Source organism: Pseudomonas sp. B111 (genome assembly GCF_026428275.1).
GTDB lineage: Bacteria > Pseudomonadota > Gammaproteobacteria > Pseudomonadales > Pseudomonadaceae > Pseudomonas > Pseudomonas aeruginosa.
This window is the reverse complement of record NZ_CP097857.1, coordinates 6,198,655-6,216,205: the sequence shown is the minus strand read 5'-3', so window position 1 is coordinate 6,216,205 and position 17,551 is coordinate 6,198,655. Positions and strand designations below refer to the sequence as shown.

Annotated in this window: 17 protein-coding genes; 16 read left to right on the top strand and 1 reads right to left on the bottom strand. The window is 68.5% G+C overall.

The window, feature by feature from the left end; all coding sequences use genetic code 11:
* Positions 1–67 precede the first annotated feature (67 nt).
* The 14 genes from M6E97_RS28805 (at position 68) to M6E97_RS28740 (ending at position 13,547) form a co-directional block, all read left to right on the top strand.
* Positions 68–1,183 carry a serine hydrolase domain-containing protein gene (locus M6E97_RS28805; RefSeq protein WP_015503514.1) on the top strand — a complete coding sequence of 372 codons (1,116 nt, stop codon included), beginning with the start codon at positions 68–70 and terminating at the stop codon, positions 1,181–1,183.
* On the top strand, positions 1,180–1,515 hold the full coding sequence (locus M6E97_RS28800) for a hypothetical protein (RefSeq protein ID WP_003093963.1): 336 nt from the start codon (positions 1,180–1,182) through the stop codon (positions 1,513–1,515). The genes M6E97_RS28805 and M6E97_RS28800 overlap by 4 nt, the downstream gene beginning before the upstream one ends.
* Positions 1,516–1,575: 60 nt before the next feature.
* Complete coding sequence (locus M6E97_RS28795; RefSeq protein ID WP_003093959.1) at positions 1,576–2,166, top strand: YceI family protein; 591 nt, start codon at positions 1,576–1,578, stop codon at positions 2,164–2,166.
* Between the two features lie 164 nt (positions 2,167–2,330).
* Positions 2,331–3,551 (top strand): M20 aminoacylase family protein, encoded by a 1,221-nt coding sequence (locus M6E97_RS28790; protein WP_003101134.1) that lies wholly within the window; start codon positions 2,331–2,333, stop codon positions 3,549–3,551.
* Between the two features lie 37 nt (positions 3,552–3,588).
* Positions 3,589–4,908 (top strand): citrate-proton symporter, encoded by a 1,320-nt coding sequence (locus M6E97_RS28785; RefSeq protein WP_034005137.1) that lies wholly within the window; start codon positions 3,589–3,591, stop codon positions 4,906–4,908.
* On the top strand, positions 4,909–6,393 hold the full coding sequence (locus tag M6E97_RS28780; RefSeq protein WP_003093953.1) for an amidase: 1,485 nt from the start codon (positions 4,909–4,911) through the stop codon (positions 6,391–6,393).
* Between the two features lie 99 nt (positions 6,394–6,492).
* On the top strand, positions 6,493–7,263 hold the full coding sequence (locus M6E97_RS28775) for an IclR family transcriptional regulator (RefSeq protein WP_003093951.1): 771 nt from the start codon (positions 6,493–6,495) through the stop codon (positions 7,261–7,263).
* A gap of 64 nt (positions 7,264–7,327) precedes the next feature.
* Positions 7,328–7,900 carry a YceI family protein gene (locus M6E97_RS28770; RefSeq protein ID WP_023096092.1) on the top strand — a complete coding sequence of 191 codons (573 nt, stop codon included), beginning with the start codon at positions 7,328–7,330 and terminating at the stop codon, positions 7,898–7,900.
* Between the two features lie 74 nt (positions 7,901–7,974).
* A complete protein-coding gene (locus M6E97_RS28765) occupies positions 7,975–9,054 on the top strand; it encodes a phospholipase D-like domain-containing protein (RefSeq protein WP_003120863.1) in 1,080 nt (359 codons plus the stop codon).
* Positions 9,055–9,153: 99 nt separating this feature from the next.
* Positions 9,154–10,434, top strand: a complete 1,281-nt coding sequence (locus M6E97_RS28760; RefSeq protein ID WP_003141232.1) for an acyltransferase family protein — start codon at positions 9,154–9,156, stop codon at positions 10,432–10,434.
* A gap of 93 nt (positions 10,435–10,527) precedes the next feature.
* Entirely contained in the window at positions 10,528–11,139 is a 612-nt protein-coding gene (locus M6E97_RS28755) for a DUF2846 domain-containing protein (protein WP_003093944.1), read from the top strand.
* Between the two features lie 103 nt (positions 11,140–11,242).
* Positions 11,243–11,827, top strand: a complete 585-nt coding sequence (locus tag M6E97_RS28750) for a DJ-1/PfpI family protein (RefSeq protein WP_019485779.1) — start codon at positions 11,243–11,245, stop codon at positions 11,825–11,827.
* Between the two features lie 20 nt (positions 11,828–11,847).
* Entirely contained in the window at positions 11,848–12,156 is a 309-nt protein-coding gene (locus M6E97_RS28745; RefSeq protein ID WP_003093942.1) for a ribbon-helix-helix domain-containing protein, read from the top strand.
* A gap of 83 nt (positions 12,157–12,239) precedes the next feature.
* Complete coding sequence (locus M6E97_RS28740; RefSeq protein WP_073651059.1) at positions 12,240–13,547, top strand: Nramp family divalent metal transporter; 1,308 nt, start codon at positions 12,240–12,242, stop codon at positions 13,545–13,547.
* 96 nt (positions 13,548–13,643) lie between these two features.
* Here the strand turns inward: M6E97_RS28740 and M6E97_RS28735 are convergent, their stop codons facing one another.
* A complete protein-coding gene (locus M6E97_RS28735; protein WP_003093938.1) occupies positions 13,644–15,167 on the bottom strand; it encodes a fumarate hydratase in 1,524 nt (507 codons plus the stop codon).
* Between the two features lie 277 nt (positions 15,168–15,444).
* On the opposite strand from M6E97_RS28735, the gene M6E97_RS28730 reads away from it, so the two are divergent.
* Together M6E97_RS28730 and M6E97_RS28725 are read left to right on the top strand one after the other, a co-directional pair.
* A complete protein-coding gene (locus M6E97_RS28730; RefSeq protein WP_003093937.1) occupies positions 15,445–16,572 on the top strand; it encodes a sensor domain-containing diguanylate cyclase in 1,128 nt (375 codons plus the stop codon).
* A complete protein-coding gene (locus tag M6E97_RS28725) occupies positions 16,565–17,491 on the top strand; it encodes an iron-sulfur-binding ferredoxin reductase (RefSeq protein ID WP_003093934.1) in 927 nt (308 codons plus the stop codon). Before M6E97_RS28730 ends, M6E97_RS28725 begins: the two co-directional genes overlap by 8 nt.
* Positions 17,492–17,551 lie beyond the last annotated feature (60 nt).

The window sequence follows — 17,551 nt, the reverse complement described above, 5'->3', positions numbered from 1 at the left end:
GTCCGCGCTTCCTGGCGTCATCGACGCCATGCTAGGGTTGCCCCTCGACCGTCGAGAGGGCCCGCCGATGCCCGCTTTGCCGTTGTCCCGCCGCGCCCTCGCCGCGCTGGCCCTGGTATTCGCCCTCCCTGCCCTGGCCGAAGACTGGCCCGACACCGACTGGCCCCGTGCCCAACAGCCCGCGGGGCCGGCGCTGGAGGCATTCGAGCGCTATGCCTTCGGCCGTCGCGACGATGTTCGTCGCAAAGGCATCCGTACCGACGCGGTAGTGGTGATCCGCGACGGTCGCCTGCTCTATGAGCGCTACGCCGGCCCGAGCCGTGCCGAGACCCCGCACCTTACCTGGTCGGTGAGCAAGAGCCTGCTCGCCACGCTGCTCGGCGTCGCCGAGGGCGAAGGGCGCTTCCAGCTCGACGACCCGGTGGCGCGCTACTACCCGCCGTTCGCCCGTCATCCCGAGGTGACGTTGCGCCACCTGCTGAACTGGTCTTCCGGGCTGGACTGGCAGGAGGACTACGAGTTCGCGCCGTTGAAGTCCTCCGTGGTGGCGATGCTCTACACCCGCGGACGCGACGACATGGCCGGCTTCGTCGCCGAAACCCCGCCGGCCCGGCCGCCGGGCCGGCGTTTCCGCTACTCCAGTGGCGACAGCAACGTGCTGGCGGCGGCCCTCCACGGCATGCTCGGCGCGGACTATGCCGAGTACCCCTGGCGCGCGCTGTTCGAGCCGCTGGGCATCCGTTCGGCGGTATGGGAGCGAGACGCCGCCGGCACGTTCGTCGGCTCGTCGTACGTCTACATGAGCGCCCGCGACCTGGCGCGCGTCGGCCTGCTGATGCAGCGCCACGGGCGCTGGCGCGAGCGGCAACTGCTGCCGCTGGCATGGGTCGAGTTCAACCTGACACCCTTCGCCCGCTACCGGCCGAGCGCGGAAGAGGAGGGCGAGGCGGTGCCGGGCGGCCAGTGGTGGTTGAACCGTGCGGTGAAAGGCGCGCCGGCGCCCTGGCCGGACGTCGCCGAGACCGCCTTCGCCGCGCTCGGCCACTGGGGCCAGGCGCTCTACGTGCTGCCCGAGGAGAAGCTGGTGATCGTGCGCTACGCCGACGACCGCGACGGGCGTTTCCGTCACAACGAATTCCTGCGCCTGGCACAGGCGGCGTTCGCCGGGGAGGCGCGGCCATGATCCGTCGCCATCCCTTGCTCTTCCTGTTCGTCCTGGGGCTGCTCGCCGCCCTCGCGTGGGCCTGGCAGAACCGCATCCACCTGGCGGCCTTTCCCGCCATCATCGGCGCCTACACGGCCAAGGAGTACTGCTCCTGCCGCTACGTGATGGGGAACTCCGCGGACTATTGCCGGGCCTATACCCAACAGTACGTGCCGATCAGCGGCTTCTTCGACGACGAAGCCCGCCGCCGGGTGACCGCCCGCGGCCTCGGCAGTACGCAGACGGCCGCCTGGCTGGGCCCGCGCGAGGGATGCCGGCTCATGCCCGAGGCGGACAGGCTGCCGGACTGACCGGCGGCGCATGTCGGGGCGCGGGGCGAGGGACGGCGCCGGCCCGAAGCCGGAGGTGGAATGCCTGTTGTATTGTGTGTCCTGTTGTTGCTCCTCAGCCCGCTGCTGTCGGCGGCGGAATGGCAACTGGAGCCGGATTACTCGCGGATCAGCTTCGTTTCCGTGAAACGCGCGAAGATGGCCGAGGTGCAGCGCTTCGACCGTCTCAGCGGCCAGATCGACAAGCAGGGCGTCGCGCGCATCGTGGTGCCGCTGGGCACCCTGGACAGCGGCCTGGCCCTGCGCGACGAGCGAATGAAGGACAACTTCTTCGAAACCTCGCGCTTCCCCGAGGCCACCGTGGAGAGCCGCCTGGACATGGCCGGCTTCGACGACCTGCGGGTCGGCCAGTCGCGGGTCGAGAAGCTCGACTTCACCCTCGACCTGCACGGCCAGCAGCGCCGCCTGAAGGCCGACGTGCTGGTCACCCGCCAGGGCGAAGGGCTGGTCCAGGTGGCGACCCTGGAGCCGGTGCTGCTGAAGCTGCTCGACTTCGACCTGGAAGAGAAGCTCAAGCCCTTGAAGGACATGGCCAATATTCCCTCGATCACTCCCGAGGTACCGGTGTTCGCCGTGCTGAACTTCCGCGAAGTGCCGCCGGAACAGTTCTGACGCGCCGGCGGAGGGCGGCGCGGGCCTTGGGTTCCACCCAGTGGAACCGCCTTCCGTTGTCCTTCGCCGCGCGCCGCGCTTAGCTGTGACCACGCCCGGCCGGCCTTGCGTCCGGGCCTCCCGCCAACAAGACCGGAGCGCAATCCGGCCAGAGGAGAGACGGCATGGCTCGACATCGACACATCGTGGCCTGGCTCGAGGAGGTCGCCGACGACCTGCGTAGCCTGCGCCAGGACATCCACGCCCATCCCGAACTGGGCTTCGAGGAGCGACGCACCGCCGCGCTGGTCGCCGAATGCCTGCGCGGCTGGGGCTACGAAGTGCACGAAGGGATCGGCCGCACCGGCGTGGTCGGCGTCCTCCGCCAGGGCGACGGCACGCGGCGGCTCGGCCTGCGGGCGGACATGGATGCGCTGCCGATCGTCGAGGCCACGGGGCTCGGCTACAGCAGCTGCCACGGCGGGCGCATGCACGCCTGCGGCCACGACGGACACACCGCGATGCTGCTCGGCGCGGCACGCTACCTGGCGGCGACGCGGCGTTTCGACGGCACTCTGGTACTGATCTTCCAGCCCGCCGAGGAAGGCCAGGGCGGCGCCGAGGCGATGCTCGCCGACGGGCTGCTGGAGCGCTTTCCCTGCGATGCGCTGTTCGGCATGCACAACATGCCGGGACTGGAGGCCGGACACCTGGGCTTCCGCGCGGGACCGATGATGGCTTCCCAGGACCTGCTGAGCGTCACCCTGGAGGGCGTCGGTGGACACGGTTCGATGCCGCACCTGAGCGTCGATCCGCTGCTCGCCGCGTCGAGCGCGGTGATGGCCCTGCAGAGCGTGGTGGCGCGCAACGTCGATCCGCAGAAGGCCGCGGTGGTCACGGTCGGTGCATTGCAGGCCGGCGAGGCGGCCAACGTCATACCCCAGCGCGCCGTGCTGCGCCTGAGCCTGCGGGCGCTCGACGGCCAGGTGCGCGAGCAGGTGCTGCAGCGGGTTCGCCAGATCATCGAGTTGCAGGCCGCCAGCTATGGGTGCCAGGCCAGCATCGAGCACTACCCGGCCTATCCGGTGCTGGTCAACAGCGTCGAGGAAACCGAGTTCGCCCGCCAGGTCGGGGTCGAGCTGGCCGGCGCGGAGCAGGTCGACGGCGACACGCCGAAGCTGATGGGCAGCGAGGACTTCGCCTGGATGCTACAGCGCTGCCCCGGCAGCTACCTGTTCATCGGCAACGGCAGAGGACGGCCGATGGTGCACAACCCGGCCTATGACTTCAACGACGACATCCTGGTCCGGGGCGCGGCCTATTGGGGCGCGCTCGCCGAGACCTGGCTGGCCGCCCCCGCGGCGTCCGGCCTTCGACTGACTGCCGCCAATAACGGCGCGGCCTGAGTCGCGCCGGCATTCCCCCGGTTACCAGGAGATTCCCATGCACGCTTGCCCGAGCGGTACCTCGCGTACCCGCCAGGTGGCGGCTGCCGTGATCGGCAACGCCCTGGAGTGGTACGACTTCATCGTCTACGGCTTCCTTTCCAGCCTGATCGCCAGGCTGTTCTTCCCTTCCGGCGACGAGTACACCTCGCTGTTGATGGCCCTGGCCACCTTCGGTGTCGGTTTCTTCATGCGTCCGGTCGGTGGGGTCCTGCTCGGCCTGTATGCCGACCGCAGGGGACGCAAGGCGGCGATGCAACTGATCATCCTGCTGATGACGCTGTCCATCGCGATGATCGCCTTCGCCCCGACCTACGCGGCGATCGGCGTCGGCGCACCATTGCTGATCGTGATCGCGCGAATGCTGCAGGGTTTCGCCACCGGCGGCGAGTACGCCAGAGCCACGGCTTTCCTGGTGGAAAGCGCGCCACCGCACCGGCGCGGTCTCTACGGTTCCTGGCAATTGTTCGGCCAGTGCCTGGCGGTGTTCGCCGGTGCGGGGATGGGCGCGCTGGTCACCCATTGCCTGGACGCCGAGGCCCTGGAGAGCTGGGGCTGGCGGGTGCCGTTCCTGTTCGGTCTGCTGATCGGTCCGGTGGGATTGTGGATCCGCCGCTACATGGGCGAGACCGAGGCCTTCCTCGAAGCCATCCGGGAGCCCGGCGAGCGCCAGGGGCTGCTCGGCTTGCTGCGCGAATACCGGCGCAGCGTGCTGGTGAGCATGGGCCTGACGGTGATCGGCACGGTGTCCTTCTACGTGGTGCTGGTGAATATGCCGACCTTCGCCCACAAGCAGTTGGGCCTGCCGCTGGACGAGGTGTTCATGGTGCAGATGGCTGCGGTGGCGCTGATGACCCTGGTGATCCCGTTGGCTGGGGGACTCTCCGACCGGGTCGGGCGGCGCCCGGTGCTGTTGGTCGCGACCCTGGCCTTCATGTTCATGGTCTATCCGCTGTTCGCCTGGGTCGCCGCGGCGCCGAGCCTGGGGCGCCTGCTGCTGATGCAACTGTTGCTGTGCACGGCGATCGGCGGCTTCTTCGGCCCGGCGCCGACCGCGGTGGCCGAGCAGTTTCCGGTGCGGGTGCGTTCCACCGGCCTGGCGGTGGCGTATAACCTGGCGGTGATGCTGTTCGGCGGTTTCGCCCCGTTCATCGTCACCTGGCTCACCGAGGTCGGCGGCTCGCCAGTGGCGCCGGCGTTCTACGTGCTCGGCGCGGCCTTCCTCGGGCTGCTCGCCACCCTCTATCTGCGGGAGGGCGCGACGCCCGCCCCGCGCCCCCGTGAACCGGCCCTGGGCAAGCCGGCAAGGAGTCTGTGAATGAGCGCCACCCGCCATCGAAGCGACGGCCACGAGGAAATCGTCGCGCTTGACGCGCTGCCGCTGTCCGCGGCGATCCGCCGACGCGAACTGTCCTGCCGCGAGGTCATGCAGGCCTACCTGGCGCAGATCGAACGGTTCAACCCGCGGGTCAACGCCATCGTCTCGCTGCAGGCGGAAAGCCGCCTGCTCGCCCAGGCCGACGAGCGCGACCGGCAACTGGCGCGCGGCGAATGGCTGGGCTGGATGCACGGCATGCCGCAGGCGATCAAGGACCTCGCCGCCACCTCCGGCATTCCTACCACCCTGGGTTCGCCGCTGTTCGCCGGGCAGGTGCCGGAGCACGACGCCATCGTCGTCGAGCGGGTGAAGAGCAGCGGTGCGATCGTCATCGGCAAGACCAACGTACCGGAGTTCGGGCTCGGCTCGCAGACCTACAACCCGCTGTTCGGCACCACCCGCAATGCCTACGATCCGGCGCGGATCGCCGGCGGCAGCAGCGGTGGGGCGGCGGTGGCGCTGGCGCTGCGCATGCTGCCGGTGGCCGACGGCAGCGACATGATGGGTTCGCTGCGCAACCCCGCCGCCTACAACAACGTCTACGGCTTCCGCCCGTCCCAGGGACGGGTGCCGCACGGCCCGCAAGCGGAACTGTTCGTCCAGCAACTGGCCACCGAAGGCCCGATGGGGCGCAGCGTGGCCGACCTGGCCCGGCTGCTGGCCACCCAGGCCGGCTACGATCCGCGCTGTCCGCTGTCGTTGCGCGACGATCCGCGCAGGTTCGCCGACGACCTCGGGCGCGACTTCCGCGGAGCCCGGCTCGGCTGGCTCGGCGACTACGCCGGCTACCTGCCGATGGAGGAGGGCGTGCTGGAGCTTTGCGAAGCCGCGCTGGGCGATTTCGCCGAGCTGGGCTGCGACGTCGAGGCGTGCCTGCCGGACTATCCCCTGGAGCGCCTGTGGCGCACCTGGCTGGTCCATCGCCAGTGGCTGGTGCAGGGCTCGCTTGGCGAGCTTTACGCCGATCCCGCACGGCGCGTCCGACTCAAGCCGGAGGCGCAGTGGGAAGTGGAGTCCGGGCTCGGCCTCGGCGCCGCCGAGGTCTATCGCGCCTCGCTGGATCGCAGCGACTGGTATCGGGCGCTGGCGCGTCTGTTCGAACGTTACGATTTCCTCTTGCTGCCCAGCGCCCAGGTGTTTCCTTTCGATGCAGAAACGGCGTGGCCGCGGCAGGTCGCCGGGCGGCCGATGGACACCTATCACCGCTGGATGGAGGTGGTGATCGGCCCGACCCTGGCCGGTTTGCCGGCGATCAGTGTACCGATCGGCTTCGGCGCGGCGGGCCTGCCGATGGGATTGCAGATCATCGGCCCGGCGCAGGCCGACCTGGCGGTGCTGCAACTGGCCCATGCCCACGAGGGCCTGACCCGTTGGGTCAGCCGCCGTCCGCCGGCGATGCTCGAGGCTCCAGGGGGAATCGACTAGGCCGCGGAGCAATGCTGCCGTATTCGCAGATTCTTCCTACATGACCTGGGCCTGCATCTTGCTTTGCCATAACGGTCTGTCGACGGTGGAGGTGTCGTCATGCCGGAAAGAGAAGAGGCGGGAACCGTGCGTTCGGTGGAGCGGGCGCTGGCGATCCTCGATCTGCTGGGCCAGCACCAGGCGCTGGGGCTCGAGGAGCTGCATTACCTGACCGAACTGCCCAAGGCCACGGTGTCGCGGCTGCTGCATACCCTGCTGGAGCAGGGCTGGCTGTACCGCGGCTTGACCGACCGGCGCTACCGGCTGCGTTCCACCCGCCTCTACGGTGACGCCGCCGAGCGCTTCCGCTGCCAGGTGGTGGAGCGTTCCGCGCCGCTGCTGGTGGAGTTGAGCGAGCGCACCGGGCTGGTCGCCGATTTGTCGATTCTCGACGGCGACCGCCTGCTGGTGGCGGAAAGCTCGGTGCCCGGCGTCCTGCGCAAGCGCTACCCGGCCAACCGGCTGGTGGTCGGCCAGCACGCCAGCCTGTTCCATTCGGCCATGGGCAAGGCCTGCCTGGGCGAACTGGCAGACAGCGAGGTGCGCCGCCTGGCGCGCCAGCACCAGGTAGACGAGGACCTCTGGTTGCGCACCCGCGAGCAGGCCCACGGCCAGGGCTACGGCGAGCGTACCGAGGGACACTGGGAGTATCCGGTGCGCCTGCCGTTCCTGATCCGCGCGGTGGCCTTGCCGGTACGCGCCCAGGGTCGCCTGCTCGGCAGCGTGGCGCTGCACTGGCCGCGCGACCAGGATTGCGTCGAACGGGTGCGCCGCCGGCACCTGGGAACCCTGGCCGATACCGTCAGTCAGTTGCAGCACGCGCTCGACTGACGCGGGAGTTTGCCTGCTCCCAGGCGGCCGGTTTAAGGTGGCGCCGGACGCAAAGGGAGCCCGCATGCACAAGTTGATCTGCCTCGGCCTGGCCCTCCTGGCCTTGCCGGTCCAGGCCGCCTGGTACCTGGACTACGAGTCGTCGCGACTCAGTTTCATCTCCACCAAGAACGCTACCCTTTCGGAAGTCGGCCGCTTCTTGGTCATGCACGGCAAGGTCGACGACAAGGGGCAGGCGCGCCTGCGCGTCGAGCTGGACTCGGTGAGCACCGACATCCCGCTGCGCGACGAACGCATCCGCGAGCATCTGTTCGAGACCAAGCGCTTCGCCGAGGCGGAGATCACCGCCCAGCTCGACCTGGCGCCGATCGTCGAGCTGGCCGACGGCGTGCAACTGGAAATGCGCCAGCCAGTGACCGTCAGCCTGCATGGCAAGCGCAAGAGCTACGCCAGCGACCTGTTGGTGACCCGCCTGGACGAGCATCGCTTCCAGGTGGTGACCCTGTCGCCGCTGGTGCTGGACGCCGCCGACTTCGACCTCGCCCCCGGCATCGAGACCCTGCGCAAGCTGGCCAGCGCCGGCAGCATCGGGCTCTCGGTGCCGGTCGGCGCCGTGCTGATCTTCACTTCGCGGTGAGCGGCCCGGTCTTTCCCTGGCGCAGCGACAACCGCTTCGCCCTGCTCAATGACGGCGTGCGGTTCTTCCCGCGCATGCTGCTGGCCATCGAGGCGGCGCAGCGGAGCATCGAGCTGGAGCTGTACCTGGTGGAAGACGGGCATTGCGCCGAACTGTTTCTCGTCGCCCTGCTGGATGCCCGCCGCCGGGGCGTCGCCGTGCGCTGCCTGTTCGACGGCTTCGGCTGCCTAGGCCTGGGCAGCGCCTGGATCCAGCGCCTGCGCGAGGCCGGCGGCGAACTGCGGCTGTACAACCCGCTGCGCTGGAAGCTGACTGGCGGCAATCTCTACCGCGACCATCGCAAGCTGCTGCTGGTGGACGGGCGCCTCGGTTATGTCGGCGGCGCCGGGATCACCGACGAATTCTGGGAACCGGTCAGCGACGTCAGCGCCTGGCGCGAGGTGATGGTCGAGATGGACGGCCCGGTGGTGGCGGACTGGGCCGCGCTGTTCGAGCGGCAATGGCTGGCCTGTCTCGAAGAGAAAGCCTGGAAGCCCCGCGAGGGCATGACCCTTACCCGCCTTCCGCCGCAGCCGGGGGCGGCCCGTGGGTTGGGCCGGGTGGCCTACGCCGACGCCCGCCAGCACCGCGACATCCTGCAATCGCTGGTCCGCGCGCTGAACGGCTCGCGCCGACGGATCTGGCTGGCGACGCCGTACTTCCTGCCGACCTGGAAGGTTCGCCGGGCCCTGCGCAAGGCCGCCCAGCGCGGCGTGGAGGTGCGCCTGCTGCTGGCCGGGCGGCTCACCGACCACGCCCCGGTGCGCTATGCCGGGCAGCGCTACTACCCGCGCCTGCTGCGCGCCGGCGTGCGCATCCACGAATACCAGCCGCGCTTCCTGCACCTGAAGATGGTCATGGTCGACGATTGGGTGAGCGTCGGCTCCTGCAACTTCGATCATTGGAATCTACGCTTCAACCTCGACGCCAATCTCGAGGCCCTCGACCCGGACTTCACCAATGAGGCGGCGGCGAGCCTGCTGGCGGACTTCGCCGACAGCCGCGAGGTGACCCTGGCGATGTGGCGCGCGCGACCCCTGTGGATGCGCCTGCACCAGCGCCTGTGGGGTTGGCTGGACCGGGTAGTGGTGAATTTCCTCGACCGCCGGCGCTAGGGAGCGGCCGTTCGTAGCCGCTGGCCGGCCCGGTGAAACTTGCCGGGGAGCTTGCGGGTCTACCCCGGACCGCCCATTACAATGACAAAGGAGAGATGCGTGGCAACGCCCGACTCCAAGGAACGTTTCATCGGACTGGAATGGTTGCGCTTCCTGCTCGGCCTGTACGTGGTGGTGTACCACACCCTGCATACCTATCCGAAAGAGCAGAAGTTTCCCGGTCTCGACGAACTGACCAGCTTGGGGTTCTTCGCCACCAGTACCTTCTTCGTGCTTTCCGGCTTCCTCCTGGCCCATGTCTACGCACGCAGCGGCCGGTTGCGCGAAAGTGCCCGCAGCTTCTGGACCAAGCGACTGTCCAATCTCTATCCGCTGCACCTGTTCTCCCTGCTGCTGTCGATCCTGGTGCTGCTGGCCCTCAGCCACCTGGGAATCGGTCCCGAGCTGGACAAGGCCACCCCGCGCTTCGTCATCTACGACACCAACGAAGTGCTCGGCCGCACCCACCCGGAACTCTTCCTGCACTGGATGAGCAACACCGAACTGTTCGTCAACAGCATCCTGCAGATCCTCCTGCTGCAGGCCTGGAATCCCTATTACCTGACCTTCAACGCGCCGTTGTGGTCGCTGTCGACGCTGATGTTCTTCTACCTGGCGTTTCCCTTCGTCGCCCCGCGGCTGATGCGCAGCCGGCACAAGTGGAAGGTGCTGGCGCTGGTCTGGCTGGTCTACCTGATCCCGCCGGTGCTGGTAGTGGCCAGCGAGAGCTACGGGATCCCCTGGACCGGCCTGCTGCACCGCAATCCGTTGCTGCGCCTGCCGGAATTCCTTGGCGGCATCCTGGCCTACGGGTTGTTCCGCGGCTACCGCGACCGCGGCATGGTGCCGGGACGCGGCCTGCTGGCCGCGCTGGTGGCGCTGGTGGTGGCGGCCTTCCTGGTGGCCGACTACCTGTTCACCCAGGGCGCCAAGCATTGGTACTTCCTGCTGCACAACGGCCTGCTGCTGCCGGCCCAGTTGCTGCTGGTGTGCCTTTGCGCGCTGCCCGCCGACCCGAAGAGCGCTTTCGTCCGCCACTGGTCGCCGCGCCTGGGGGCCGCCTCGCTGTCGCTGTTCGCCCTGCATGTGCCGATGTTCACCCTGTTCTCCCGTAGCGAGCGCCTTATCGCCGTGCCGGGGCGTTGTCTCGACGACTGGCGCGCCTGCACCGAGGCGGCGGCCGCGTTGCCATCGTCGCTGCTCTACTACCCGCTGTTCCTGGTCCTGCTGGTGGCGTTCTGCGTACTGTTCCAGGAGCGCGGCGTGGTGCCGGTGCGCAAGTGGCTGGTGCGCCGGCTGATGCCGACGCCGGCGCTGGCCAAGGTGCCGCGCCCGGCCTGAGGCCGTTCTCCCGGAGAACCGGACTTTCGACGGGTGGCAGGCCCGACCCGGCTGGTTATGCTGCGCGGATAACCATAAGAAGAGGGATGGAGCATGCTGCGCAGCCTGTCGCTGGCCCTGTCGATCGTCGCGAGCCTGGTCGGCTGCAGCACGCCCGGCGCGTTCTTCGGTTCGGTGGACGGACCGGCCTTCGTCGCCCATCCGAGCGCCGATGCCAGCCACGCCACAGTCTACCTCTACCGTCCGCGGAGCCAGTGGGCGGACGAGGAACTCGAGGCGCCGGGGATCTTCCTCAACAACGAATTGATCGGCAGCCTGCCGAGCAACGGCTACCTGGCGTTCGAGTTCGAGACCGGCAGCTACAAGCTGGAAATGCGCCGGCCGCTGGCGGGCAGCTTCTGGACCCTGTTCGCCGACGGTCCGATGGATTTCACCCGCATCGCCAGCTTCATGCTCGAGGCCAGGGCCGGCTCGGTCTACTACCTGCGCTACGACGAACTCAACCCGCCACCGAAGAGCGAGCACCCGGCGGGTGAGGGCGATGGCCCGCTGCAATTGGTGGCGGCCGATCTCGGCGCTGCGGAAATCGGCGCTACCCACCAGGTCCAGGAACCCATGCAGTTCGCCGCCAGCGGCTACCGGAAACGCGTGCAGCGCTCGTTCTGGGAAGGCGTCGGGCGGGCCCTGGACAAGATCGGCATCTGAACCCGGCACGCGTGTAGTAACCGTCTATTACCCGCGTCCCCCTGCGGATTGGCTACCTTAGGTGCATCCCCGGTATGACCGGGCCCTGCCCGAAGGAGTGCGCGTGATGGCTGCGAAGAAGATCCTGATGCTGGTCGGCGACTATGCCGAAGACTACGAAACCATGGTCCCGTTCCAGGCCCTGCAGATGGTGGGCCACCAGGTGCATGCGGTGTGTCCGGACAAGCGGGCCGGGCAAAGCGTGCGCACCGCCATCCACGATTTCGAAGGCGACCAGACCTACAGTGAGAAGCCGGGCCACAACTTCACCCTCAATGCCGACTTTGCCCAGGCCCGCGCCGAGGATTACGATGCCCTCCTGATCCCCGGCGGCCGCGCCCCCGAATACCTGCGCCTGAACGAGCAGGTGCTGGCTCTGGTGCGTGCCTTCGACGCCGCGCGCAAGCCGATCGCCGCGGTCTGCCATGGCGCCCAGCTGCTGGCCGCCGCCGGCGTCCTGCAAGGGCGGGCGTGCAGCGCCTATCCGGCCTGCGCCCCGGAGGTGCGGCTGGCCGGCGGCGAGTACGTCGACATTCCGTCGGACCAGGCCCACGTCGACGGCCACCTGGTCACTGCGCCGGCCTGGCCGGCGCATCCGGCGTGGCTGGCGCGCTTCCTTGAGGTGCTCGGCACCCGCATCAGCCACTGAGACCCAGGAGACCCCCGCGCATGTGCGAACTCTATGTGAAAGCCGACCCGATCCTCTATGAATCGCGCTCGCGTTCCTTGCGCATCCGCGGGGTGGTGACCACCCTGCGCCTGGAGAACCAGTTCTGGGACATCCTCCGGGAAATCGCCGAAGGCGAGGGCTTGAGCACCAACCAGTTGATCACCAAGCTCTACGAGGAAGTGATGGACTATCGCGGCGAGGTGCTCAACTTCGCCTCCTTCCTGCGTGTCAGTTGCACCCGCTACCTGGCGCAGCGGCGCGAGAAGGTCGCCGAGCTGAGCCTGGTCGGCCAGCGCGCCCAGGCCTGAGGGGAGGGAAGACGCGACCGGGGTGAAACGTTTAGGCTGGTCGCACTTCCTCCCCGATCCGGCGTCGCCTCGTGAAATACTCCCTGCCCACCACGGCCACCGCGCCGTTCTGTCCCTCGGCGGTCAGCCACAGCGTGGCGGTGCCGGCCGACGCCTCGCCGCTGCGCAAGCTGGCGCTGTTCGTCGGCCCCGGCCTGCTGGTCTCGGTCGGCTACATGGACCCCGGCAACTGGGCCACCGCCATCGAGGCGGGCTCGCGCTTCGGCTACGCGCTGCTGTTCGTGGTGGTGCTGGCGAGCTTTTCCGGGATGCTCCTGCAAAGCCTCTGTTCGCGCCTGGGGATCGCCACCGGCCGCGACCTCGCGCAGCTCTCCCGGGAGCGCTACCGCCCTGGCGTGGCGCGTGGCCAATGGCTGCTGGCGGAGCTGTCGATCGTCGCCACCGACCTTGCCGAGGTGCTCGGCGCGGCGCTGGCCTTCCACCTGCTGCTGGGAGTCTCGATTACCACCGGGGTGGTCCTCACCGCCTTCGATACCCTGATCGTGCTGGCCCTGCAGGGCGCCAACTTCCGCCGCCTGGAGGCCATAGTGCTGGGGCTGATCGCGACCATCGGCGCGTGTTTCTTCGTCGAACTGGTGCTGATTGGCCCCTACTGGCCGGATGTCGCCGCCGGCCTGCGGCCATCCTGGGACACCCTGAGCAGCCAGGAGCCGCTGTACCTGGCGATCGGCATCCTCGGCGCGACGGTGATGCCGCACAACCTCTACCTGCATTCGTCCGTGGTGCAGACCCGGGTCAGCGGCGACGACGCGGCGAGCAAACGCTCGGCGATCCGCTTTTCCCGGCTCGACACCATCGGCTCGCTGTCCCTGGCGCTGCTGGTCAATGCGGCGATCCTGATCCTCGCCGCCGCGGCTTTCCACGGCAGCGGCCACACCGAGGTGGTGGAGATCCAGGACGCCTACCACCTGCTCGACCCGCTGGTGGGCGGCGCCCTGGCCAGCTTCCTGTTCGGCTTCGCCCTGCTGGCGGCGGGGCAAAGCTCGACCTTCACCGGCACCATTGCCGGGCAGGTGGTGATGGAGGGTTTCCTCCGGGCGAAGATTCCCTGCTGGCAGCGGCGCCTGATCACCCGCGGCCTGGCCCTGGTGCCGGCCTTGATCGGCGTGCTCTGGCTGGGCGAAGGCGCGGTAGGCAAGCTGCTGGTGCTCAGCCAGGTGGTGCTCAGCCTGCAATTGCCGTTCGCCCTGTGGCCGCTGATTCGCTTCAGCAGCGACCGGAACCTGATGGGGGAGTTCGTCAACCCGCGCTGGGTCAGCGCGCTGGCCTGGTCGTTGTTCGGCCTGATCTCGGCGGCGAACCTGACCTTGCTGTATTTCTGGTTCGGCTGAACCAAGGCGCCTGCGGCGCTGCCAGTCCAGGCTCCGGCCAGTGGCCGTACGAAAAAGCCCGGCGCGGGGCCGGGCTTTTTCAGGGACGGAGCAGGCTTACTTGACCTCGACCGCCAGGCTTTCGGCGATCTTCTTCTGCCAGACCGCCGGGCCGGTGATGTGCACCGACTCGCCGTTGGTATCGACCGCGACGGTGACCGGCATGTCCTTCACCTCGAACTCGTAGATCGCTTCCATGCCCAGTTCGGCGAAGGCCAGCACCTTGGACTTCTTGATCGCCTGGGCGACCAGGTAGGCGGCGCCGCCGACGGCCATCAGGTATACCGCCTTGTTGTCCTTGATCGCCTCGATGGCGATGGGACCGCGCTCGGACTTGCCGATCATGCCCAGCAGGCCGGTCTGTTCGAGGATCTGGCGGGTGAACTTGTCCATCCGGGTGGCGGTGGTGGGACCGGCCGGGCCGACCACCTCGTCGCCGACCGGATCGACCGGGCCGACGTAATAGATGAAGCGGCCTTTCAGGTCCACCGGCAGCGTTTCGCCCTTGTTCAGCATGTCGACCATGCGCTTGTGCGCGGCGTCGCGGCCGGTGAGCATCTTGCCGTTGAGCAGCAGGGTCTCGCCCGGTTTCCAGCTTTGCACCTCTTCCGGGGTGATCTTGTCCAGGTCGACGCGGCGCGCGGACGGGCCGGCTTCCCAGACGATCTCCGGGTAGGCGTCGAGCGACGGCGCTTCCAGTTCGGCGGGGCCGGAGCCGTCGAGCACGAAGTGGGCGTGGCGGGTCGCGGCGCAGTTGGGGATCATGCACACCGGCAGCGAGGCGGCGTGGGTCGGGTAGTCCATGATCTTGACGTCGAGCACGGTGGTCAGGCCGCCCAGGCCCTGGGCACCGATGCCCAGCTGGTTGACCTTCTCGAACAGCTCCAGGCGCAGTTCCTCGATGCGGTTCTGCGGGCCGCGGGCCTTCAGTTCGTGGATGTCGATCGGGTCCATGAGGACTTCCTTCGCCATCACCGCTGCTTTCTCCGCGGTGCCGCCGATGCCGATGCCGAGCATGCCCGGCGGGCACCAGCCGGCGCCCATGGTCGGTACGGTTTTCAGCACCCAGTCGACGATCGAGTCGGACGGGTTGAGCATGGCCATCTTCGACTTGTTCTCCGAGCCGCCGCCCTTGGCCGCGACATCGACTTCGACCTTGTCGCCGGGAACGATGGAGTAGTGGATCACCGCCGGCGTGTTGTCCTTGGTGTTCTTCCGCGCGCCGGCCGGGTCGGCCAGGATCGAGGCGCGCAGGACGTTCTCCGGCAGGTTGTAGGCGCGGCGCACGCCTTCGTTGATCATATCGTCGACGCTCATGGTAGCGCCGTCCCAGCGCACGTCCATGCCGACCCGGACGAACACGGTGACGATCCCGGTGTCCTGGCAGATCGGGCGGTGGCCGGTGGCGCACATGCGCGAGTTGATCAGGATCTGCGCCATGGAGTCGCGGGCAGCCGGCGATTCTTCGCGCAGGTAGGCCTCATGCATGGCCTGGATGAAATCGACCGGGTGGTAGTAGGAGATGAACTGCAGGGCATCGGCGACGCTCTGGATCAGGTCGTCTTGCTTGATCACGGCCATGGAGCACGGTCCTCTTCAGGCGGGTAATTCGGATGCGGGGCAGGGTCACGGAGCCGGCCGCAGCCGAGGAGCGCGCCGGTCAGGCACCGGCGCAAAAAAGGCGCGACAGTATAGCCGTTCCGGCGAGACGGGCGCACGCGCCGACGATCAGACCTTGGTCGGCCAGCCGGCTGGTCGGCCGATAAATCCGCGGTCCGCTAGCTGGCAGTTCGTTCGACTAGGCAACCCGCAGGGGGCAGGGTACATTGCGGCCAGGTGCCATTACGGGACGGAGCCCATGCGCACAGACAAGCCTCCTCTGAAACAGCGTGCGCTGCAAAAGCTCTTGCTCCGCCGGTTCGGCATGGCCGCAGGCACCTACCTGCTCGGCCTGGTCCTGCTCTGGCTGGCGCTACTCAGCGGCTTCTACCGCGCAGCGCCGACCACCGCGGCAGCCAGCACCACCCTGGTGGTGGCTTGCCAACTGGCCTTCCTCTGGCTGTTCGCCAGCGGTCGCAACCTGCGTTACGCCGATCCCAGCCTGACCGAGCCGCAGGTGCTGGTGGCGATCGCCTGGCTGACCTATTTCCTCTATCACGTCGACAGCCTGCGCGGCACCTTCATGGTGTTCTACGTGCTGGCCCTGCTGTTCGGCGTGTTCCAACTGCCGCCGCGTGTCTTCGCCCGCTGTGCGGCGCTGGCGTTCATCGCTTTTTCCGGCATCTACCTGGTAGAGGCCTTGCAGCAGCGTCTCGAGCTGCCGGGCCGGGCTGCATTGCAGGTGCTCGTGATGTTCATCGTAATGGTCTGGCTGAGCCTGTTCGCCAGCTACATACAGGCGATGCGGCAACGCATGCGCCAGCGCCGCTATGCCTTGCAGGCGCACCAGGACACGCTGCGCGGCATGATGCGCCAACTGGAAGACCTGGTGGCCACCGACGAACTCACCGGGCTGTTCAACCGCCGGCATTTCATGCGCCTGGCCAGTCGGGCGCTGGAAGACCTGCTGCCGAACCGGCAGCACGGCCTGGCGCTGATCGACCTCGATCACTTCAAGCGGATCAACGACCGCCACGGCCACGCCGCCGGCGATCGGGTCCTGCAGACCTTCGCCGCGGTGGCGCGTTCCTGTCTGCGCGATGGCGACGTCCTGGCCCGTTACGGCGGCGAGGAGTTCGTCCTGCTGCTGCCCCACGCCGACGCGGAACAGCTGGAAAGCTGTTGCGAACGCCTGCGCCTGGCGTTCGAACAGGCGGAACCGGTCGGGGTCACGGTGGATACCCTGAGCCTTTCGGTGGGCATGACCCTGCTGTATGCCGACGACGATCTCGACGAGGCCTTGCAGCGGGCCGACCAGGCGCTCTACCGTGCCAAGCGTGGCGGACGAAACCGCTGCGACGCCACCTGGGAGGTCACCAGTGCCTGACATACGGGTCGGCGAGCGACGCCTTGCCGTCGCCGCCGGCAGCAACCTGCTGGATGCGCTGCTCGCCGGCGGCATCGCCGTGCCCCATAGCTGCCGCGCCGGCAGTTGCCACGCCTGCCTGGTGCATTGCCTGCAGGGCGAGGTGGAAGACACCCTCCCGGAGGCGCTCGATCCGGTACGGCGCGAAGCGGGCTGGCGGCTGGCCTGTCAGTGCCGGGTGCTCGGCGACCTCGTGTTGCAGCCTTTCGATCCTGAGCGCGACGGGCTGCCGGCCAGGGTCGTCGCCTGCCACTGGCTGGGCGATGTGCTGCGCCTGCGCCTGGAGCCGGAGCGGCCCTTGCGCTATCGCGCCGGGCAGCACCTGCTGCTGTGGAGCGACGATGGCGTGGCGCGTCCCTATTCGCTGGCCAGCCTGCCTCACGAGGACCCATGGCTGGAGTTCCACATCGACTGTAGCGCTCCCGGCGCGTTCTGCGACCGCGCCCGGCGCCTGGCGCCTGGCGCGCTCCTGCGTCTGGGCGAGTTGCGCGGCGGGGCGTTGCGCTACGAGCCGGACTGGCAGGAGCGACCGCTGTTGCTGATGGCCGCCGGCACCGGGCTGGCGCCGCTCTGGGGGATACTTCGCGAGGCCTTGCGCGCGGAACACCAGGCGCCGATCCAGCTGCTGCACCTGGCGCGCGACCACTACCTGGCGAGCGAGTTGGCGGAGTTGGCCGGGCGTCATCCGCAACTGCGCGTCAACCTGGTGTCGGCGGCGCAGTTGCCCTCTGCCTTGGCCGATCTCCGCCTTGTTCCGCGGCGCAGCATGGCCTTACTCTGCGGCCAACCCGCCAGCGTCGAACGCTTCGCCCGGCATCTCTACCTGGCCGGCGTACCGCGTAGCCAGACCCTGGCGGACCTGTTCCTGCCCCACGCCTGACGCGGCGCCGGTGGCGGTGCCTTGCAGCCATTGCCGCGGCCTTGCGCCGCATCCCTGGAG

Bases quoted from the DNA above. Each gene is read 5' to 3' on its own strand.
- M6E97_RS28735 (WP_003093938.1), bottom strand. From the start codon at position 15,167: ATGGCCGTGATCAAGCAAGACGACCTGATCCAGAGCGTCGCCGATGCC.
- M6E97_RS28730 (WP_003093937.1), top strand. From the start codon at position 15,445: ATGCGCACAGACAAGCCTCCTCTGAAACAGCGTGCGCTGCAAAAGCTC.
- M6E97_RS28790 (WP_003101134.1), top strand. From the start codon at position 2,331: ATGGCTCGACATCGACACATCGTGGCCTGGCTCGAGGAGGTCGCCGAC.
- M6E97_RS28775 (WP_003093951.1), top strand. From the start codon at position 6,493: ATGCCGGAAAGAGAAGAGGCGGGAACCGTGCGTTCGGTGGAGCGGGCG.
- M6E97_RS28785 (WP_034005137.1), top strand. From the start codon at position 3,589: ATGCACGCTTGCCCGAGCGGTACCTCGCGTACCCGCCAGGTGGCGGCT.
- M6E97_RS28800 (WP_003093963.1), top strand. From the start codon at position 1,180: ATGATCCGTCGCCATCCCTTGCTCTTCCTGTTCGTCCTGGGGCTGCTC.
- M6E97_RS28780 (WP_003093953.1), top strand. From the start codon at position 4,909: ATGAGCGCCACCCGCCATCGAAGCGACGGCCACGAGGAAATCGTCGCG.
- M6E97_RS28795 (WP_003093959.1), top strand. From the start codon at position 1,576: ATGCCTGTTGTATTGTGTGTCCTGTTGTTGCTCCTCAGCCCGCTGCTG.
- M6E97_RS28765 (WP_003120863.1), top strand. From the start codon at position 7,975: ATGCTGCTGGCCATCGAGGCGGCGCAGCGGAGCATCGAGCTGGAGCTG.
- M6E97_RS28755 (WP_003093944.1), top strand. From the start codon at position 10,528: ATGCTGCGCAGCCTGTCGCTGGCCCTGTCGATCGTCGCGAGCCTGGTC.
- M6E97_RS28770 (WP_023096092.1), top strand. From the start codon at position 7,328: ATGCACAAGTTGATCTGCCTCGGCCTGGCCCTCCTGGCCTTGCCGGTC.
- M6E97_RS28805 (WP_015503514.1), top strand. From the start codon at position 68: ATGCCCGCTTTGCCGTTGTCCCGCCGCGCCCTCGCCGCGCTGGCCCTG.
- M6E97_RS28745 (WP_003093942.1), top strand. From the start codon at position 11,848: ATGTGCGAACTCTATGTGAAAGCCGACCCGATCCTCTATGAATCGCGC.